Origin of the sequence: Micromonospora sp. NBC_00821, from assembly GCF_036347035.1 — a bacterium.
Classification (GTDB): Bacteria; Actinomycetota; Actinomycetes; order Mycobacteriales; family Micromonosporaceae; genus Micromonospora; species Micromonospora hortensis.
In genome coordinates, this window is the sequence record NZ_CP108880.1 from 2,060,888 (window position 1) to 2,079,555 (window position 18,668).

Annotated in this window: 18 protein-coding genes; 11 read left to right on the top strand and 7 right to left on the bottom strand. The window is 71.4% G+C overall.

The window, feature by feature from the left end; all coding sequences use genetic code 11:
- Positions 1 to 356 precede the first annotated feature (356 nt).
- Positions 357 to 1,304, top strand: a complete 948-nt coding sequence (locus OHB44_RS09550; RefSeq protein ID WP_330440368.1) for a sporulation protein — start codon at positions 357 to 359, stop codon at positions 1,302 to 1,304.
- A gap of 63 nt (positions 1,305 to 1,367) precedes the next feature.
- Here OHB44_RS09550 and OHB44_RS09555 read toward each other — a convergent pair whose 3' ends face one another.
- Both OHB44_RS09555 and OHB44_RS09560 read right to left on the bottom strand, forming a co-directional pair.
- Complete coding sequence (locus tag OHB44_RS09555) at positions 1,368 to 1,745, bottom strand: hypothetical protein (RefSeq protein ID WP_266303271.1); 378 nt, start codon at positions 1,743 to 1,745, stop codon at positions 1,368 to 1,370.
- 178 nt (positions 1,746 to 1,923) lie between these two features.
- On the bottom strand, positions 1,924 to 3,966 hold the full coding sequence (locus OHB44_RS09560) for a glycerophosphodiester phosphodiesterase family protein (protein ID WP_330440369.1): 2,043 nt from the start codon (positions 3,964 to 3,966) through the stop codon (positions 1,924 to 1,926).
- Between the two features lie 191 nt (positions 3,967 to 4,157).
- Between OHB44_RS09560 and OHB44_RS09565 the strand changes: the two genes are divergently transcribed.
- Entirely contained in the window at positions 4,158 to 4,577 is a 420-nt protein-coding gene (locus OHB44_RS09565; protein ID WP_238686588.1) for a hypothetical protein, read from the top strand.
- A 55-nt stretch (positions 4,578 to 4,632) separates the two neighbouring features.
- Here the strand turns inward: OHB44_RS09565 and OHB44_RS09570 are convergent, their stop codons facing one another.
- Complete coding sequence (locus OHB44_RS09570; RefSeq protein ID WP_238686587.1) at positions 4,633 to 6,927, bottom strand: HelD family protein; 2,295 nt, start codon at positions 6,925 to 6,927, stop codon at positions 4,633 to 4,635.
- Between the two features lie 146 nt (positions 6,928 to 7,073).
- On the opposite strand from OHB44_RS09570, the gene OHB44_RS09575 reads away from it, so the two are divergent.
- Positions 7,074 to 7,700, top strand: coding sequence for an SGNH/GDSL hydrolase family protein (locus tag OHB44_RS09575; protein WP_238686586.1), 627 nt, complete (start codon positions 7,074 to 7,076; stop codon positions 7,698 to 7,700).
- Positions 7,701 to 7,768: 68 nt separating this feature from the next.
- On the opposite strand, the gene OHB44_RS09580 is transcribed toward OHB44_RS09575, so the two are convergent.
- Entirely contained in the window at positions 7,769 to 8,896 is a 1,128-nt protein-coding gene (locus OHB44_RS09580; protein WP_238686585.1) for a LolA family protein, read from the bottom strand.
- Between the two features lie 95 nt (positions 8,897 to 8,991).
- Between OHB44_RS09580 and OHB44_RS09585 the strand changes: the two genes are divergently transcribed.
- Positions 8,992 to 9,648 (top strand): response regulator transcription factor, encoded by a 657-nt coding sequence (locus OHB44_RS09585; protein ID WP_330440372.1) that lies wholly within the window; start codon positions 8,992 to 8,994, stop codon positions 9,646 to 9,648.
- Positions 9,649 to 9,722: 74 nt separating this feature from the next.
- On the top strand, positions 9,723 to 11,096 hold the full coding sequence (locus OHB44_RS09590; RefSeq protein ID WP_330440373.1) for an ATP-binding protein: 1,374 nt from the start codon (positions 9,723 to 9,725) through the stop codon (positions 11,094 to 11,096).
- A 361-nt stretch (positions 11,097 to 11,457) separates the two neighbouring features.
- On the opposite strand, the gene OHB44_RS09595 is transcribed toward OHB44_RS09590, so the two are convergent.
- Both OHB44_RS09595 and OHB44_RS09600 read right to left on the bottom strand, forming a co-directional pair.
- Complete coding sequence (locus OHB44_RS09595; RefSeq protein ID WP_330440374.1) at positions 11,458 to 13,104, bottom strand: tetratricopeptide repeat protein; 1,647 nt, start codon at positions 13,102 to 13,104, stop codon at positions 11,458 to 11,460.
- Positions 13,105 to 13,161: 57 nt separating this feature from the next.
- Entirely contained in the window at positions 13,162 to 13,623 is a 462-nt protein-coding gene (locus tag OHB44_RS09600; protein ID WP_030333595.1) for a MarR family winged helix-turn-helix transcriptional regulator, read from the bottom strand.
- A 49-nt stretch (positions 13,624 to 13,672) separates the two neighbouring features.
- Between OHB44_RS09600 and OHB44_RS09605 the strand changes: the two genes are divergently transcribed.
- Together OHB44_RS09605 and OHB44_RS09610 are read left to right on the top strand one after the other, a co-directional pair.
- Positions 13,673 to 14,194 carry a VOC family protein gene (locus OHB44_RS09605; RefSeq protein ID WP_210787616.1) on the top strand — a complete coding sequence of 174 codons (522 nt, stop codon included), beginning with the start codon at positions 13,673 to 13,675 and terminating at the stop codon, positions 14,192 to 14,194.
- Positions 14,195 to 14,218: 24 nt separating this feature from the next.
- Complete coding sequence (locus tag OHB44_RS09610; protein WP_330440375.1) at positions 14,219 to 15,103, top strand: hypothetical protein; 885 nt, start codon at positions 14,219 to 14,221, stop codon at positions 15,101 to 15,103.
- Positions 15,104 to 15,297: 194 nt separating this feature from the next.
- On the opposite strand, the gene OHB44_RS09615 is transcribed toward OHB44_RS09610, so the two are convergent.
- The gene (locus OHB44_RS09615; protein ID WP_030333600.1) at positions 15,298 to 15,477 is read right to left on the bottom strand and encodes a DUF4236 domain-containing protein; all 180 of its coding nucleotides are present in this window, start codon (positions 15,475 to 15,477) and stop codon (positions 15,298 to 15,300) included.
- A 248-nt stretch (positions 15,478 to 15,725) separates the two neighbouring features.
- On the opposite strand from OHB44_RS09615, the gene OHB44_RS33465 reads away from it, so the two are divergent.
- From OHB44_RS33465 to OHB44_RS09630, 4 genes are all read left to right on the top strand, one after another.
- A complete protein-coding gene (locus OHB44_RS33465) occupies positions 15,726 to 15,803 on the top strand; it encodes a putative leader peptide (RefSeq protein WP_349881247.1) in 78 nt (25 codons plus the stop codon).
- A 131-nt stretch (positions 15,804 to 15,934) separates the two neighbouring features.
- Complete coding sequence (locus OHB44_RS09620) at positions 15,935 to 16,966, top strand: ABC transporter substrate-binding protein (protein WP_330440379.1); 1,032 nt, start codon at positions 15,935 to 15,937, stop codon at positions 16,964 to 16,966.
- Positions 16,963 to 17,808, top strand: a complete 846-nt coding sequence (locus tag OHB44_RS09625; RefSeq protein ID WP_330440380.1) for an ABC transporter ATP-binding protein — start codon at positions 16,963 to 16,965, stop codon at positions 17,806 to 17,808. Before OHB44_RS09620 ends, OHB44_RS09625 begins: the two co-directional genes overlap by 4 nt.
- Positions 17,801 to 18,667: an ABC transporter permease gene (locus tag OHB44_RS09630; protein ID WP_238686578.1), complete on the top strand. Its 867-nt coding sequence runs from the start codon at positions 17,801 to 17,803 to the stop codon at positions 18,665 to 18,667. Before OHB44_RS09625 ends, OHB44_RS09630 begins: the two co-directional genes overlap by 8 nt.
- Position 18,668 lies beyond the last annotated feature (1 nt).

An 18,668-nucleotide genomic window follows, 5' to 3' on the forward strand; every position in this document is an offset into this window, starting at 1 on the left:
GCGTCCCCGCGCTCCCTGCGGCGATCTTGCGGTTTCGGTTGCCGAGATGCGTGGATCGCCCCTTAAGTCGGGACAGAAAGTGCAAGATCGCGGAAGGCTGCGGTTCGGAGGGTCGAACGCCTGAATCGTTTGCGACATCAGCTCCAAAGGCTGCCGACGGACACCCGCCCTTCCGCTGACCCAGAACGGGAGGAGGACAGGCTGGGCTGGAAGGGCCGACGTCGACGAGCTCGGGCGCCGGCGCGGCACGACGACGTTGGCGCTTCACAGCCATCTCACAGGGGTGCTGGATAGGGTGCCGTTCGAGTCAACGTCCGACTCCAGCCTGGAGCGGTCGGCGTCGCACAGGAGTTCCGATGGTCTTCAAGAAGATGTTGAGCGCGTTCGGTGTGGGCGGTCCCAGCGTGGACACCGTGCTGACCAACCCCAACACCCGGCCCGGCCTGACCCTCGACGGGCAGGTCAACCTCGTTGGCGGTGACGCTCAGGCAGCCATCGAGCAGGTGGTGATCGGCCTGGTCACCCGGGTCGAGGTCGAGGGACACGACACCGAGTACGCGGGCACCATGGAGTTCCACCGCATGGCGGTCAGTGGGTCGCTCGTGCTCGCCCCGAAGCAGCAGCTCTCGATCCCGTTCCAGTTGCCGGTGCCGTGGGAGACCCCGATCACCGACGTGTACGGCCAGCGCCTGCACGGTATGACGATGGGTCTGCGCACCGAGCTGGCGATCGCCCGAGCGGTCGACAAGAGCGACCTGGACCAGGTGGCGGTGCACCCGCTGCCGGTGCACGAGCGGATCCTGGAGGCGTTCCAGCGGCTCGGCTTCCGGTTCAAGCACGCCGACCTGGAGCGTGGTCACATCCGGGGCGTGCAGCAGACGCTGCCGTTCTACCAGGAGATCGAGTTCTTCGCCTCCCCGCAGTACGCGAGCACCATCCGGGAGGTCGAGCTGACCTTCGTGACCAGCCAGCGCGGTGTGGAGGTCATCCTGGAGTGCGACAAGCGCGGCGGGTTCCTCAGCGCCGGGCACGACGCGTTCGGTCGCTACCAGGTGTCGCACACCGACATTGACCGGGTGGACTGGGCGCAGGTCGTCGACGGCTGGCTGCGCGAAACCACCTCCCGCTATGGCAGCCTGCGCTCCCAGTACGGCCCGAGCCACGGCCACGGTCACAGCCGTGGGCACGGCATGGGCGGCATGGTGGCCGGCGCCGCGCTGGGTGTCGCCGGCGGCATGATCGCCGGCGAGATGATCGAGGAATCGTTCGAGGGCGACTTCGGCGACTTCGGTGGCGACGAGTAACCGCTACAGACACCACAGTGGCCTCCGGGAGGATCTCCCGGAGGCCACTGTGCACTGTCAACGTCAGTGTCGGGCCTTGCGCTCCTCGCCGCTGCGCCAGTTGCTGCCAGCCTTCGAGAGGCCACGGCTACCGAGGTAGCCAAGCGTCAGCAGGGTGATCAGGAACCAGGCGTTGTCGGCCCGGAAGATGTCCACCCCAGCGGAGTTCTTACCGACGACCTGCGACGCGCCCAGTACGGCGGCCACCGCGATCAGGTAGATCCAGAACTCGGTGGTCTTGAACGCCTGCTTGGTCTCCGTACCGGGTGCCTGCATGTCGTTGCGGCGCCCGTCATGCATGACCGGCATCTGCTGGGTCTGCATGTCCCGCATCGACGCGGGGTTCTGCGGGTCGTTCATGGGCCGGTTCATCGGCCGGGTGGAAGCAGCCTGCGTGCTCATCTGGTCCTCCTCAGGATGCGATGAGTCGTACCTGCATTCCCTCGCCCCGCTACCGCGTTTCGGCCACGGCACGGTTCGCTTTCGTGGCGGGGACAACCCCCGACTACCCGAGGCCCGGCAGCAGGTAACACCGATCGCCGGCCGGAAAAGTCCGGCCGGCGATCGGGTGGTCGACGGGTCAGCGCAGGCCGTTGCGGGTCGCCACGCTCACCAGAAGGTCCGGGTCGTCGGTGATGATGCCGTCGACGCCCAGGTCGATGACCCGCTGCATGACCGTCGCGTCATCCACGGTGTACGGGATCACCTTCAGGTCGTAGCGCGTCTGCAGGGTCCGAACGTCCGGTCCGTGGAAGTACGCCGGGTTCTCCCGCAGGTACCAGTCGGTCGAGGCGACAGTGCCCTGCTTCGGGTCGTGCACCTGCCAGTTGGCGGAGACCGTGCCAGCGCCCGCGGCCCGGGTCAGCTTGCCCAGGTCCTGGTACTTCCACCAGTCCAGTCCACCGGTCCACGGGCTCTTCACCGACGGGTTGCCGTAGACCGCCTCGAGCGAGCACTCGTCGGCGAGGGTCGCGCACTCGGCCGGACCGTACTGCCAGACCAGGCCGACAGTGCCGATCCGCCGGTCGAGCTGCCGGGCGTACGTGATGGTGCGCCAGTCGAACGACTGGATGGTGGCCCGGCTGGTGAAGCCGGCCCGCTGGATCGCGTCGACGAGCTTGCGGGTGAAGCTGCGGTACGGCTCGGTGTCGTTCACCACCGGGCTGATCTTCGTCTCGATGTTCATTCCGATGTCGGTGCGGCCACTCGCCTTCACCAGGGCGAAGACCTCGTCCAGCGTCGGGATCCGGGCACCGGGCGCGGGCACCTGGGCGGGCAGCTCGGGCAGCGTCTTCGTGCCGCAGTCAACGGTCTTGAGCTGCGCCAGTGTCAACTCGTGCACCGACTTGCCCACGTACGGGAACTTCCGGTCTCCCGGGCGCACCGGGGCGGTGTCGACGCAGTGCGACCCGTTCACGGTGCGGTCGTGCAGCACCACCAGCTTGCCGTCGGCGGTCACGTTGGTGTCCAGCTCCAGGGTGGAGATGGCCCGGTTCGACAGCGCGTTCGCGAACGCCGGCAGTGTGTTCTCCGGTCGGGTGGCCCGACCGCCCCGGTGTGCCTGGATGTCGAACGGCGCTGTGTACGCCTTCGGCAGCCGGTAACCGCGCTGCGCCAACAGGCCGCGCAACCGGTCGGGGTAGTCGGTGATCATGCCGTCCACACCGTCGTCGATCAGCTTGGTCATGGTCGGCACGTCGTCGACCGTCCACGGGATCACCTTTATCCCGTAGCGGTGCGCCCGGGCGACCATCTCCTTCGTGACGTACGGCTTGTAGCCCGGGTCGGTGACAGTGCCGTTCTGCGGCATCCCGTGCACCGGCGAGAAGGCGCTCGCGCCGAAGCTGCGGATCGCCGTGATCGGGTCGCCGCCGAAGTCGTCGATGTCCAGCCCGCCCAGCCACGGCGACTTACCCGGCTGCCCGGTCTGCAGGAAGTCGTAGTTGGTCAGGGCGACCAGCGGCAGTTTCGGCTCGACCTGACGCATGCGCATCAGCGCGCCCCAGTCGAAGCTCTGGATGGTGACCTGCTTGAGCAGCCCGGCGGCGCGGATCTCGGCCGCGGTGACCCGGACGAACTGCTCACGGGGGGCGGTCTCGGTCGGCGCGCCAGCCTCGACCTTGGTCTCGACGTTGAGCTTCACGTCCTTCGCCCGGTAGCGGTTGACCAGCGCGAAGACCTCACGCAGCAGCGGCATCCGGGCACCGGGGACGGCGAGCTGACCGGGCTTGTCCGACAGCGTCTTGGAGCCGCAGTCGAGCGAGCGCACCTGGGCCAGGCTGAGCGTGTTGATGTACTTCCCGACGTACGGGAACTCCGGGTCGCCGGGCGTCACCGGTGTGGTGTCGACGCACTTGGCGCCGGTGACCTTGCGGTCGTGGGTGACGACGGCCTGGCCGTCCTCGGTGATCTGCACGTCCAGTTCGAGGGTGCTCACCCCGAGCTGGAGGGCGTTGCCGAAGGAGGCGAGGGTGTTCTCCACCCGCAGCCCGAGGCCACCCCGGTGGGCCTGCACGTCGAATGTCCGGTCCGGTCGTGGCTTCGCCTGGGCGGGCACCGCGAGCCCGGTCGTCACCGTCGCGGCCACCAGGGCCGCGACGGCGGTACGGCGTACTGTGCGCACGCTGTCATCCCCTCCTGCCGGCGGGCATCTCCCACCGGTCGCGGGACAGCATGGACATCTCGGGCTGCGGGAAGACGGCCAGCGGGCGGCGTGCCGGTGAACCGCCGTGGACGACCTCCCGGTCACGCCGGGTTTGGTCGGCCGGTGGCCGGGCACGCAGTCAGTTCCACAGCTTCTGCGAGGTGATGGACGTGCGTGAGGACGACATGCGGCAGGATGCCGCCCGCGAGGCCGAGGATCGGATCGCCGGCGGCGTGTACGGCAAGGGCGCCCTCGACGAGGTGACTGTGCCCCGCACCGATGTGGAGAGTCAGATTCAGCGCGATGACCCGTTCGACCCGGCGAAGGAACGGATCGACCCACAGGTGTTGCGCGACGGCGGCCCCGTCGGCGGGCAGGGCGCGGTGACCACCACCGGTGGCACCGCTGGGCCGGCGAGCGTACGCCGGGTGGCCCGACAGCCGGAGCGACACCCGGGCAAGGTAGCGCCGACCACCACCGGTGATGCCACCACCGGCGGCCTCAGCACCCCGATGGGCGGCGGCACCAGCGACCAGTCCACGTCGGCAACCGGCCCCGCGAAGTCCATCAGAGACACATCCAACGACTGACCCCACCCGCCGTCCCCGCCGAGCGACAACTCGGTGGGGACGGCGGGTTTCGTGGTCAGCTCGCCGGGCGGAGGACGCCTAGGCGTTGGGTGGCGCGCGTCAGGGCTACGTACAGGTCGCTGCGTCCGCGTGGGGACTCGGCCACCATCCGGTCTGGGTCTACCACCAGCACTGAGTCGAACTCCAACCCCTTGGCCTGCGCGACGGTCAACACCACCACCCGGCTCTCCAGCTCCGGATGCTCGCCGACGGCGGCCTCGGGCAGGGCGGCGGTCACCGCCGCACCCAACTCGCCGACTCGGCCGGCTGGCACGAGCACCCCGAGCCGCCCCTCGGTCAGCCCGGCCGCCTCCCGGGTGGCCTCGGCGACCAACTCCGCCGCCAACCGGCCGTCGGGCACCGTCCGGTCCCACGGCGGTACGCCGCTCTCCCGCACCGAGCGCGGCGGCCGCAGTGCCGGGTCGATGTCGGCCAGCACCTCGGCGGCGACCGCCATGATCTCGGCGGGAGTGCGGTAGCTGACAGTCAGCTCGGTGAGCCGCCACCGCTGCTCGACGTACGGGGCGAGGGCGTCCGCCCAGGACGGCGTGCCGCTCAGGGCGCCGGTCTGTGCCACATCCCCGACGATCGTCATCGACCGGCTCGGGCAGCGGCGCATCAGCAGTCGCCAGGCCATCGGCGAGAGCTCCTGCGCCTCGTCCACGATCACGTGGCCGAACGCCCAGGTGCGGTCGGCGGCGGCCCGCTGCGCGGTGGTCAGCCGGTCGGCCTCCTCCTGCCGCTCCAACAGCCGATCCGCGTCGATCAGGTCGGTCACGCCGAGGATCTCACCGCCCTCGGCCTCGTCCTCGACGTCGATCGAGCGGGAACCCCTGGCGATCTCCAGCACGCCCTCGGCGTACTCCCGTTCCATCATCCGGATGCGGTCCCGCCGGGCGGCGGCGGCGCGTTCGTCCTCGCCGAGCAGTTCGGCGGCCTCGTCGAGCAGCGGCACGTCGGCCGGCGTCCAGCCACCGCGCTCGCGCCGCAGCAGCGCCCGCTCGTCCTCGCTGAGCATCGGCGCGGCGGCGGCGATCCGGTCCGGGTCGGCGTACAGGTCGGCGAGCAGCCGCTGCGGGGTGAGCACCGGCCACAGCCGGTCCAGGGCGGCCTGGATCTCCGTCTCCTCGCGCAGCTCGCGGCGGATCTCGGCCCGGTCCGCCTCGTCGAGGAGGTTGTCCCCGCCGAGCGGGTCGGCGCCGATCCGCTCGGCCACCTGGTCGGCGAGCGCGTGCACGATCTCCACGTCGAACAGCGCGCGGGACAGGTTGTGCGGTCGGTCGGCGCGGCGAACCCGGTCCCGGGCGGCACGGACGATCTCCGGGTCGAGGGTGAGCGTCTCCCGCTCGACCTCGATCTCCAGCGGCTCGTCCGGCACCCACTGCCGGTCCCTCACGGCCAGCGCCAACACCTCGGCCAGCACCGCCCGGCCCTTGAGCGCGGCGGTCTCGGCCGGCTCGCTCCGTTGGGCGCTCACCCCGGGAAAGAGATCACCCTGGGTACGCAGCAGTACGCCGGTTTCGGCCAGGGTCGGCAGCACCTGGGAGATGTAGCGCAGGAACGTCGCGTTCGGGCCGACCAGCAGCACGCCACGGCTGGAGAGTTCCCGGCGGTGCGTGTAGAGCAGGTACGCCGCCCGGTGCAGCGCGACAGCGGTCTTGCCGGTGCCGGGCCCGCCCTGGACCACCATCACGCCCGGGAGTTCAGCGCGGATGACCTCGTCCTGCTCGGCCTGGATGGTCTCGACGATGTCGCGCATCCGGCCGGTGCGGCCCGCGTTGAGCGCGGCGAGCAGCGACGCCTCACCGGTCAGCTCCTCGTGGGCGCCGGGGGAGGCGCTGTCGATGTCGAGCACCTCGTCGTTGAGCCCGGTCACCTTCCGCTGCCGGGTACGCAGGTGCCGGCGACGGCGTACGCCCTGCGGGTTCGCGGCGGTGGCGAGGTAGAACGGGCGGGCGGCGGGTGCCCGCCAGTCCATCAACAGCGGATCGTAGTCACCACTGGTGTCGAAGATGCCGATCCGGCCGATGTAGTGGCGGGAGTCGTCGTCGCCGTCGAGACGGCCGAAGCAGAGCCCGTTCTCCACGGCGGAGAACTGTTCGACCTGATCGGCGTACATCGCTACCGAGCTGTCGCGCTGCGAGCGGTCCTGGAGCGTGCCGCCGGTGTTGTGCAGCTCGGCGGTGAGCCGGTGGGCGGCCTGTTCACGCAGTTGGTCCAGCCGGTTGTAGAGCATCGAGACGTACTCCTGCTCGCGACCGATCTCGTCGTCGAGCGGCAATTCGCCGGAACCGCCGGAGTGCCTTGACAAGCCGTCTCCCTAAAGATTAGAATCCTTTGCAGGAACGGCTTTTAGCCGTTCTTTTTTGTGCCTTCGAACTGTTGAAGATAGCGCGTTCCGCCGGTTCTCACCAAGCCGTGCGGTCCGGCGCGCCGGTGATCGCGAGGTGGCGGCGGATGATCCTGCGGACCGGGCAACGGGTGGTCTTCATCGGGGACAGCATCACCGATTGTGGTCGACGCGACGTCGCCGCGCCCTACGGCAGCGGATATGTGAGTCTCGTGCGCGCCCTGGTCGACGCCCGGCACCCGGAGCTGGAGTTGGAGTGGGTCAACCGGGGTGTGGGCGGCGACACCGTGCGGGACCTGGCCGCCCGTTGGGAGGACGACGCCATCGCCGAGCGCCCCGACTGGCTCGCGGTGATGATCGGCATCAACGACATCTGGCGGCACTACGGTGACCGGCCGGATGAGGCCGTCGGCATCGAGGAGTACGAGCGCACCCTGCGTGACCTGCTCCGTCGGGCGGTCGACGCCACCGGCTGCCGACTGATCCTCGGTGACCCGTTCTTCATCGAGCCCGACCGGAGCGTCCCGCAACGCGCCGACACGGACCGGTACGCGGCGGTCGTGGCGGTGCTGGCCACCGAGTTCGACGCGGTGCACGTGCCCAACCAGGCGGCGTTCGACCGGGTGCTGGCGGTGAGTCCGGCGACGCGTTGGGCCGACGACCGGGTCCACCCGTACCTGCCCGGCCACGCGGTCCTCGCCGACGCGTACCTCAACGCCCTCGGCGTCTCCTGACCTCGGCCTGACCCACAGCGAAGCGCCGGGCCGACCGTCAGGTCGACCCGGCGCGAACACCGCGGAGATCAGCCGCGCGCGGCCTGGTAGAGCCGCTCCGGCGTCACCGCTCCGGCCAGCACCCGGCCGTCGTCGGTGAGCAGCACGCTGAACAGCTTGCTGGTGAGGAGCCGACCGCTGCCCCAGTCACCACTGACCGCCGGCAGCCCGCCGAGCAACTTCGACATGTCCAGGTCCGGCTCGGCGCCGGCCGGGGGAGCGGCCGGCTTCGCGGCGGGCTTCCGGCCCGCATCGGCCCCGTCGAGGCGGCCAACCAGCACTGTCGTCCAGCCCTCGCCCACGGCGCGGACCTGCGGGTCACTCGCCGGCTCGACGTGACCGGGCTTGCCCATCGGGCGCTCGGCCTTCTCCTCGTCGACGGTCACGCCGGGCGGCGGGTTGAAGCGGAACTGGTCGGCGTCCGGGCGGCGGTAGTCGACCTGGGTGAAGGCCACCTCGAACGCCGGCCGGTCGCTGCCCTTCGCGAGCACCTCGAAGCGCAGCGGCACGTGCTGCTTGGCGTCGATGGCGATCCGCAGTTGGTGCACCAGGGAGTCCTGGTCGCGCGGCTGGAGCACCAACTCGTACGCGTCCTGGCCGGCCACGGTGGCCGACCGGCCCACGCTGACCTCGGTGCTCGGGTCGATCGCGCCCAACGCCAGGTCGGCGGCCTGCTGCGGGGTGGCTGGCAGGCTCGCTGCCGGTTCGGGGGCGGGCTTCCAGGCCCCGGCGTCGCCGCCCAGTGTGCGGTGGGTGGCGGTGTTGCTGCGGCTCTGCCACGTCCACAGGTCCCGGCCGTTGCGGATGATGTCCTGCTCGCCCAGCGTGTCCATCAGCGCGACACGCTGCTGGTCCGGCCCCGAGTACCAGACCCGCAGGGTGTGGGTGCCGGTCAGCAGGGTGGTCAGCTCGTTGCCGGGTACCAGCCCGACGAGGGGCGGCAGGCCGAGGTCGGCGCGTTGCACGACGGTCCCGGACAACCCCTCCAGCCGGGATGTCTGCAGGTCGACCAGGAGCTGAGCGGCGGTTCGGGGCGGCAGGCTCGGCTCGGCCTCGGCGGCGAACGTGCCGATTGCCGCGCCACCGCCGATGACGGTGACGGCCGCGGCGGCCGGAACCAGCCAACGAAGGACGGGACGGCTTCTCAGGACGGACATGGTGGCACCTCCTGCGGCCATCTTGCCTCGTCCGTGCTGTGAACGCGCTGAGGACACCGAACCGCGCCGATTGACCCGGGTGGCACCCTTGAGCTGTGCGAGTGCTGGTGGTGGAGGACGAGGCCCGGTTGGCGGCTGCCCTGCAACGCGGTCTTCAGGCGGAGGGGTTCGCGGTGGACGTGGCGGCAACCGGCCCGGCGGGCCTGGACGCGGCCCGGCACGGCGGGTACGACGCCATGGTCCTCGACGTGATGCTGCCCGGCCTCTCCGGGTACGAGTTGGTCCGGCGGCTGCGCGCGGAGCAGCACTGGTTGCCGGTGCTGATGCTCTCGGCCAAGGACGGCGAGTACGACCAGGCCGACGGCCTCGACTGCGGCGCCGACGACTACCTGACCAAACCCTTCTCGTATGTGGTGCTGCTGGCCCGGCTCCGGGCCCTGCTGCGTCGGGGCGCGCCGGAGCGCCCGACGGTGCTGGCAGTCGGTGACCTGCGGCTGGACCCGGCCCGCCGGCGGGTGACCCGGGCGGACGCCGAGGTGGCGCTGACCGCGCGGGAGTTCGCGTTGTTGGACTACCTGATGCGCCGGCCGGGCCAGGTCGTCTCCAAGGTCGAGTTGTTGGACCACGTCTGGGACGCCAGCCTGGAGACCGCGCCGAACGCCGTCGAGGTGTACGTCGGCTATCTGCGCCGCAAGCTCGGCCGGGACCGGCTGGAGACGGTCCGGGGGGCCGGCTACCGGCTGGCGACGTGACCACCGCCGGCCCGGCCCCCGACCGTCGGGCCAGGCCCGGGTGGATGCCGGTCCTGGGGCTGCGCGGGCGGCTCATGGCGATCGGTGTAGTCGGCCTCACCATCGGGCTGGCCGTGGGCGGGGTGGTGCTGCTCGGCGCGCTCGGCTTCGTGCTCCAGCGCACTGTCGACACCGAGGCGTTCCGCACCGCCGACGCGGTCGCCCTGCTCGCCGCCGAGGACGCGCTGCCGGACCCGCTGCCGGTGGCCGGGGGGCAGGTCCGCGTGCAGGTCGTCGACGGGCAGGGACGAATTCGGGCGGCCTCGATCGATGCCGACCGTCTGGTGCCGATGGTCCGCCCGGAGCGGCTCCACCGCGACGGTCGACAGCGGCTGGAGGTGCCGGCCGAGCGGGTCGGGCTCGTCGGCCCGGTCCGGGTGGTCGCCGTACCCGCCGGCACCGCGGCCGACCCGCTCACCGTGCTGGTCGCCCGCTCGATGGCCGACGTGCGGCACAGCACCCATGTGGTCCGGACCATCCTGCTGGTGGCGTTCCCGCTTCTGGTGGCCGTGCTGGCCGGGGTGGCGTGGCGGGTGGTGGGCGCGACCCTGCGGCCGGTCGAGGCGTTGCGTCGAGGTGCCGAGGAGATCACCGGGAGGGCCGGCGCCGGCCGGCTGCCGGTGCCGGCGTCGGCCGACGAGATCCACCGTCTGGCGGTCACCCTCAACGGCATGCTGGGCCGGCTGGAGTCCGCCCGCGTCCGACAGCGGGCCTTCGTCTCCGACGCCGCGCACGAGTTGCGCAGCCCGTTGACCAACATCCGGACCGAGTTGGAGGTGGCCCAGCGCCTCGCCGACCGGACGGACTGGACGGCGGTGACCGCCAACCTGCTCGCCGACACCGACCGGTTGAGCCGCCTGGTCGACGATCTCCTGCTGCTGGCCCGTCTGGACGAGACTCCGACGGCCCGGGGGACCGGCCCGGTGGAGCTGGGCGCGTTGCTGACCGAGGTCGCCGCCCGCTACCCGTCACCGCCGGTGCTGGTGACGCCGCCGGTCGGCCCGCTCTGGACGGTCGGCACCGTCGAGGAGTTGCGTCGCGTGCTGGCCAACCTGGTCGACAACGCGGTACGGCACGCGCACGGCAGTGTCATGCTCGCGGCGTCGGCGGCGGCACCGACGGTGGGCTCCACGGTCACGCCTGGCGTCGGGGCGTACCACCTGGTGACGGTGACCGACGACGGCCCGGGGATCGCGATGGCCGACCGGGAGCGGGTCTTCGACCGCTTCACCAGGCTGGATGACGGACGGGCCCGCGACGACGGGGGCGCCGGCCTGGGGCTGGCCATCGTCCGGGAGTTGGTTCGACGCGCGGGCGGCGGCATCACCCTGACCGACGCGCCGCAGCAGCGGGGGTTACGGGTGTGCCTGCTGCTGCCGGCGTTGCCGGCCGAGGACCCCGCAAGTTAGACGGGCCGTGACGGCGACCTCCCCCCACCGACCACCGATGGCCCCTTTGCTCTGCACCCGCGGATGCGACAGCTACCCAACGTGATGCTCGCCGGCACGTGCCGAAGCGACGGCCACGACGTTTCAGCTGGTCACCCCAAGTGGTGCGTATAGGTAAGCAGAGCAAAGCCTGAAAGGGACCGTGGGCTGGGGCGTCGGGTGTGACGGCGCGTCACGGCAGGTTGGTCAACAGGTACGCCCACGCTGAGTGAGGTCTGCGGCGGTAGCGGCAGGGCGGTGAAGGCGGGGCGTAGCGGGCAAGGGCAGTGGGTGGCAGGCAGTGGCGGGCGGGGGCAAAGCTGGCGGGTCAGCGGCTGGCGGGTCAGCGGCGGCGGGTGCAGACCTGCTTGGAACGCGCCACGGTGTCGGTGGACCAGGCGACGGCGACGGTGAAGCAGAAGTCGTTGGTGCGGTTGAGCGCGTAGATGACGAAGCTGGTGGTGCCGGCGGGCAGCGTCGCGAAGATGTTGTGGGTCTGGCCGGTGCGGCCGCCCGCGATGACCACCGGGCCCTCGCCGCCGGCCGGATAGGTCCAGTTCAGCGCGATGCTGTCCCGGGTGTCGCGCAGGGTCACCGCGCTGGGTGGGGTGCCGGGCGGCGCCGCGGCGGCAGCCGACGTGGGTGCCGAGCCGCCCGGGGCGGGCGCGGCGCTGGCCGGCGCGCCGGTGGTGGGAGAGGCGCTGGCCGGCGGCGGGGTCGGTTCGTCGTCGCCGTCGACCCGGGCCACCCCGGCGATCACCGCTGCCGCGCCGAGGAGCACCACGACCACGCCGGCCACCAGCACCGGGACCAGCCGGTTGCGCTGCTCCGGCGGCGCGCGGTGCACGGGCACCGGCAGCAGCCGCGACGGCGTGTACGGCTCGACCTGCCCGTACGCATCGGGCCGCGCGTACGGGTCTGGCCGCGCGTACGGGTCGGACGGTTGGTGCTGGTCGGACGACGTGTACGGGTCGGGCGACGTGTACGGGTCGGCGGGTCGGTGCAGTCGGTAGACGCCGGGCTGCTCCTCCGTGCCGCCGGCCAGCCCGACCACCGACGGGGGCACCGGAGGGTCGGTGGGGTGGGGCGACGGCTCGTCCGCCGCTTCGGTCGACCATCTGCCGCCCGTCGACCCGACCGCCTCGTCGGAGGGCAGCCGGGGGTTGGGCACCGCCCCGGCGTGGTGGGTCGCGGCTGCCTGCGGGTGGTAGCCGGATTCGGCTGGCCCGTCGCTGTGCGGTGGGACGCGGGCGGCCGGCACTACCGGCGTGTCCCGAGCCGTGGGCGGGTTGTCCGCGCAGGCGTGGTCGGGACTGGCCGCCGCCCGGGCCAGGGCCGCCACCTGGGTGGCCAGCGGGTCGTCGGCGGGCAGGTGCTGGCGACACAGCTCGCGGGCCAGTGCCAGGTTGTCGTGTGCCTCGGTGAACTGCCCGCAGTCGCGCTGCATCGCCCCGAGCCGCGCCAGCATCTTGATGCCGCTGGGGTGCCCGTCGCCGTACACCTCGCGGTGCAGCTCCCAGGCGTCCTGGAGGCGGTCGCGGGCCACAGTGCACTGGCCGCGCGCGTACTCGACGGTGGCCAGGTCGGCGTGCGCGGCGAGCACCCGCAGTGACTCCGGGCCGTCCTGCGCGGTCAGCTCGATGATGACTTCCTGGTAGAGCCGCGCCGCCCGGGAATGGCTGCCGACCCGGTGCAGAACCGCGGCCAGGGTCGCCGCAGCGGCCACCGTGCGCGGGTCGGCGCGGCCGTGCAGGCGGGTGGTGGCCGCGTACGCGAAAGCTGCCCACCCGCGGGCCGAGTGCGGCTCGCCGAGGGCGATCAGCACCCGCGCCTGGAGGCTGGCCGCCTCGGCCAGCTCGGGGGTGGCGTTGGCCGGGCGGGGGTCGGCGTCGGTGAGCGCGTCGGACAGCAGTTGCTGCGCGCCGGCAAGATCGCCGGAGGACACGAGGTGGTGCGCCTGATCAGTCAGTTCACCGAAGCCGGAAGACACGCCCCATCGTGCTCATCCGACGACGGTAAGTACAAGACCCGCGCCGGTGTCGATTGGTCAGGATCCGGTCAGGTGCTCGGCCAGGGTCTCGCTGATCCGGCGTAGCTGGTCGACCTGGGCGGGGCTCAACGCGTCGAACAGGTGTCGGCGTACCCCCTCGACGTGGCCGGGTGCGGCGGCCGCGAGGGTGGCGAAACCCTCGTCGGTGAGCAGCGCGATCTGCCCGCGCCGGTCGGTGGGGCAGTCCTCACGGCGCACCCAGCCGGCGGCCTCCAGTCGGGCCACGGCGTGCGAGAGCCGGCTGCGCGACGACCCCGCGGCCTGGGCCAACTGGCTCATCCGCAGTTGCCGACCGGGGGCCTCGGAGAGCTGGACCAGGATCTCGTAGTACGCGTGCGGCATGCCCGCGTCGCGTTGCAGCTCACGGTCGAGAGTGTCCATCAGCACCCGGGAAGCGGTGAGGTACGCGCGCCAGGTGCGCTGCTCGTCGGGGTCCAACCAGCGGGTCATGACCGCCATCATACTCCGGATGGTTGAAGGTTCAACTAAACTGCGTTAGTCTCGGGTCATGGGTATCCACCGGCTCAACCACGCGGTCCTCTACGTCAGTGACCTCGCCCGCAGCGTCGCGTTCTACAGCGACGTGCTGGGCTTCCGCCCGGTGGCGATGACCCCGGACGGCTTCCGGGGCGCCACCTTCCTCCAGGCCCCCGACTCCACCAACGACCACGACCTCGGCCTCTTCGAGATCGGCGCGGGCGCCGGGCGGTCGACCGCCGGCCGGTCCACCGTCGGCCTCTACCACCTCGCCTGGGAGGTGGACACGCTCGACGAGCTGGCCGCCACCGCCGAGCGGCTCGCTGCGGCGGGCGCCCTGGTCGGCACCTCCGACCACGGCACGACCAAGAGCCTCTACGGCAAGGACCCGGACGGTCTGGAGTTCGAGGTGGTCTGGCTGATCCCGGCCGACCTGCTCGACGACACCGCGCTGGCCGCCCGCAAGCAGATCGGTCGGCTCGACCTGGACGCCGAGCGGCAGCGTTACGGCGGGCAGACCCGGGGCGGGGTGGGGATCTCCGTCCCGGCCTGACCGGCCGTACGGTAGAACGGACCGATGCCGACCGACCGGACCACTGATTTCCTCCGCGACCTGCTGGTCCGCCAGTTGACGACCTGGCTGCCCGCGGCCCTGCACCGCTCCCGGCGGGCCACCATAGCCCTCGCGGGCGCCGACGCGGGCAGCGCGGAGGCCGCGCTACGCCTGGTCGCCACGCACGGCGACCAGGTGCGCGGCCGGCAGGTGACGGTGCTGGTCCTGGCCGACGCCGCCGCCGACCTGCCCTCCCGACTCGGCCCGATCGAGGCGGAGCTGCCCGCCGAGGTCACAGTGCACCTGCTTCCTGGCGAGCCGTATCGGCTGCCGGTCGCGGTGAAGGCCGCCGGGGCGGCCGGCGCGCCGCTGTTCTCCTTCGTGGACCTGCCCGGGGCGGTGACGCCGAAGCTGCTCACCGCCACGACCAACGGCCGGACCGGAGAGCTGCTGCTGCACACCGGCGACAGTGCCCGAGACGTGCTCGTCTCCGCCGGCTTCCCCCTGGTCGCCGAGGTGGCGCCGGTGCTGCCCGGCGGACAGGCCGCCGGGGTGATCGCGTTCGGCAGCCGCTCCGACCGGAGTCTGGAGGCGGTCCGTGACGCGCTCTGGGCGGTCGGCGCGGACCTCGGCGTGCGCTACCGCGACCCGCTGGACCCGACCGGCACGACTGTCGACGTGGTCGGTGATCCCGACCTCGAACCGTTGGCCCACGAGCTGTTGGCCGAGTTGCGGGCGGGCGGGCCACGGCCGGTGACCGAGCTGCGCCGGCACACCCTCACCGCGACGGTCTACCGTGCCGCCGACGCCAACCAGGCGCTCGTCGAGCTTCTCGACGTCGGCGTCGTGCGACGCGATCGCGAGTCCGGGCGGCTGGCCGGCGACGAGATCATCACCCTGGCGCGCTGAGCGCCCCCCGTCGCGCCCCCGCCCACGCGATCTTGCACTTTCTGCTCCGGCATAAGGGTTATTCCACGCAAAACAACGACAGAAACTGCAAGATCGCCGAGGTGGGCCGGGCCGGGCCGGGGCGGGGCGTGTGGGGGCAGACGCCGAGCGGGGTGCCGGTGAATCACCGGCACCCCGCTCGACTCCCGGGATGCTTACGACCGGGACTTGTCCTGCTTCCAGCTCAGCGGACCCGGCAGGTCGACCCGGTGCGCACGGGCCTTGGAGTTCCAGGACCAGCGACCGATCTTGATGCTCCACGAGGAGAAGCCGTTCTCGGTGAAGTTCAGGATGATCGGACCGTACTTCTTGCGCTTGCGAAACATGAGGCCCATCGGAGGTCTCCCCTCGTCACCGTTCCCTGCCGTGTCGAGATCGAACATGCCCGAACCGACAACTTTTGAAACCCTCTCGCTGTCCGTCCTGGACGGTCGCCCATCGGCCATCGCAATCTCTATCCAACAGATAGGTGTTGCGGCGTGGTAAACGCTGGTCGGGGTGCTCCGTAACATCGTCAGCGATAGAAGTCTCATCTTCTGGAAGGCCGTTGACCGCTCGTTCCGATCCCGGGCAGCATGGGGTCATGTCGCAGCGGGATGAGCTACTCCTCACCGCTCGTGTGCACGTCGACCTGGTCCGGCACGCGAGCGCGCTCTGTTGAGCTGACCGGTCCATCCGGCTCGGCTCCAGCGCCGCACTCTCACCGCCCGCCCGCTCACTGCGGAGCAGCGTGCCCGCACGCCCTCATCCGGGCGTCCCCGTTCCCATCGTGGACAGATCAGGAGACTCCTCATGTCCCCACCCCGTCGTGCAATTCTGCGTACCCTCGTCGCCGTTGCCGCGCTGGTAGTGCTCACCGCCACCGCCGGCTGCGGCGGTGACGCGGCAGCCGACGACGCCCAGGCCAGCGAGCTGCGCTACCAGGGCTCGGTCGGTCAGGTCACCCTTCCCGAACTCGCCGCCGACCTCGGCTACCTCGGCGACGTCAAGCTCACCTGGATCGGCAACGTCACCGGTGGTCCGCAGGACATTCAGGCCACCGCCACCGGGCAGAGCGACTTCGGCGGCGCGTTCAACGGCGCCATCGTCAAGCTCTCCACCGCCAACGCCCCGATCACCGCGGTGGTCAGCTACTACGGCTCGGACGCGCAGACCTTCCAGGGCTACTACGTGCTCGACGACAGCCCGATCCGCAGTCCTCGTGACCTGATCGGCAAGAAGGTCGGCATGAACACCCTCGGCGCGCACGCCGAGGCAGTACTCAAGACCTGGCTCGCTCGAGGCGGCCTCACTCCCGCCGAGGTCAAGCAGGTCGAGCTGGTCGCCCTGCCACCGGTCAACACCGAGCAGTCGCTGCGGCAGCGGCAGATCGACGTCGCGGTGCTCGGCGGGGTGATCCGCGACAAGGCGGTCGCCAGCGGCGGCATCCGCACCATCTTCACCGACTACGAGCTGCTCGGCGCGTTCAGCGGCGGCACCTACGTCTTCCGCGACGACTTCATCAAGCGCAACCCGGAGACCGTCAAGGCCTTCGTCACCGGGGTCGGCAAGGCCATCGAGTGGGCCCGTACCCAACCCCGGGAGGCAGTGGTCGCCCGGATGCGGGACATCATCGGCAAGCGCGGCCGCAACGAGGACCCGTCCCTGGTCGCGTACTGGAAGAGCAGTGGGGTCGCCGGCCGTGGCGGCGTGATCGGCGAGCAGGAGTTCGGCACCTGGATCGACTGGCTCGCCGCCGAGGGTGAGCTCAAGGGCGACCGCCCGAAGCCCGGAGACATCTACACCAACCGATTCAACCCGTTCGTGGACGGGGGGAACGCGTGAGCACCGACAAGATCCTCTTCGATCGGGTGAGCAAGACCTTCCCGGTCCGCGCGAGCCGGCGTGGCGGCGCCGGCGCGGTCACCGCGCTGGACGCTGTCACCCTCGGGGTACGCCCCGGCGAGTTCCTGGTCGTCGTCGGCCCCAGCGGCTGCGGCAAGTCCACACTGCTCGACCTGCTCGGCGGGCTCACCGAGCCGACCGCGGGGCGGGTGCTCGTCGACGGTCGGCAGGTCACCGGTCCCGGCCTGGACCGGGGCATCGTCTTCCAGCAGTACGCGCTGCTGCCCTGGCGCACCGCCGCCGGCAACGTCGCGTTCGGCCTGGAGGCCAAGGGGGTGCCCCGCGCCGAGCGCGCCGCCCTGATCGAGCACCACCTCGACCTGGTGGGCCTGCGCGGGTTCGCCGACCGCTATCCGCACGAACTGTCCGGCGGGATGAAGCAGCGGGTGGCCATCGCCCGCAGCCTCGCGTACGACCCGGACGTGCTGCTGATGGACGAGCCGTTCGCCGCCCTGGACGCGCAGACCCGCGACTCGTTGCAGGACGAGCTGGTGCGGATCTGGGCCCGTACCGGCAAGACCATCGTGTTCATCACCCACGGCATCGACGAGGCCGTCTACCTGGGTCAGCGGGTGGCGGTGCTGACGTCGCGGCCCGGGCGGCTCAAACAGGTCATCGACATCGACCTCGGCGACCGGGACGCGGTCGAGGACGTCCGTTCCACCGACGCGTTCCGCCACCACCGCCACCAGATCTGGACCCTGCTGCGTGACGAGGTGCGGGCCGCCCAGGCGGCCGAGGGCACCGGCGTCCGCCACACCGAGGAGGCCCGCGTTGGTTGACATCGCCGAACGTCCCGCCCGACTCGCCGGGCCACCCACCGTGCCCCGTGCTGCGGCCGACAGTGCCGCTTCCGGTCGCGCCGGTCGGCTGCTCGGCGTCGGCGCGAAGGTGCTGCACCGTACCGTCGCCATCGCCGCGCTGGCCGCGATCTGGGAGGGCGCACCCCGGCTCGGGCTGGTCGACCGGGTCTTCCTGCCCCCGCTGTCGGAGGTGCTGGTGGCCTGGTGGGAGTTGCTGCGCAGCGGGCAGCTCGCCGAGCACGTGGGCGCGAGCCTCACCCGGTCGTTGGCCGGGCTCGGCCTGGCGGTGCTCACCGCCATCCCGCTCGGGTTGCTGATCGGCTGGTACCGGCCGCTCGCCGAGCTGCTCAGCCCGCTGCTGGAGGTGTTCCGCAACACCGCCGCGCTGGCCCTGCTGCCGGTGTTCGTGCTCATCCTCGGCCTGGGCGAGACTTCCAAGATCGCCCTGGTGCTGTACGCGTGCTCCTGGCCGATCCTGCTGAACACCATCGCCGGGGTGAAGGGCGTCGACCCGCTGCTGATCCGGTCGGCCCGCTCGATGGGGCTCAACCACCTGCGGCTGTTCCAGAAGGTGATCCTGCCGGCCGCGGTGCCGACCATCTTCACCGGCGTCCGGCTGGCCGGGGCGTACTCGATCCTGGTGCTGGTCGCGGCCGAGATGGTCGGCGCGAAGGCCGGGCTCGGCTACCTCATCAACTACGCGCAGTACAACTTCGCGATCGCCGACATGTACTCCGGGATCATCACGATCTCCGCCATCGGCCTGGTCGTCAACCAGCTCCTCGTCGCCCTCGAACGTCGCTTCTCCACCTGGCGCGTCGACGTCTCTGCCGGATAGG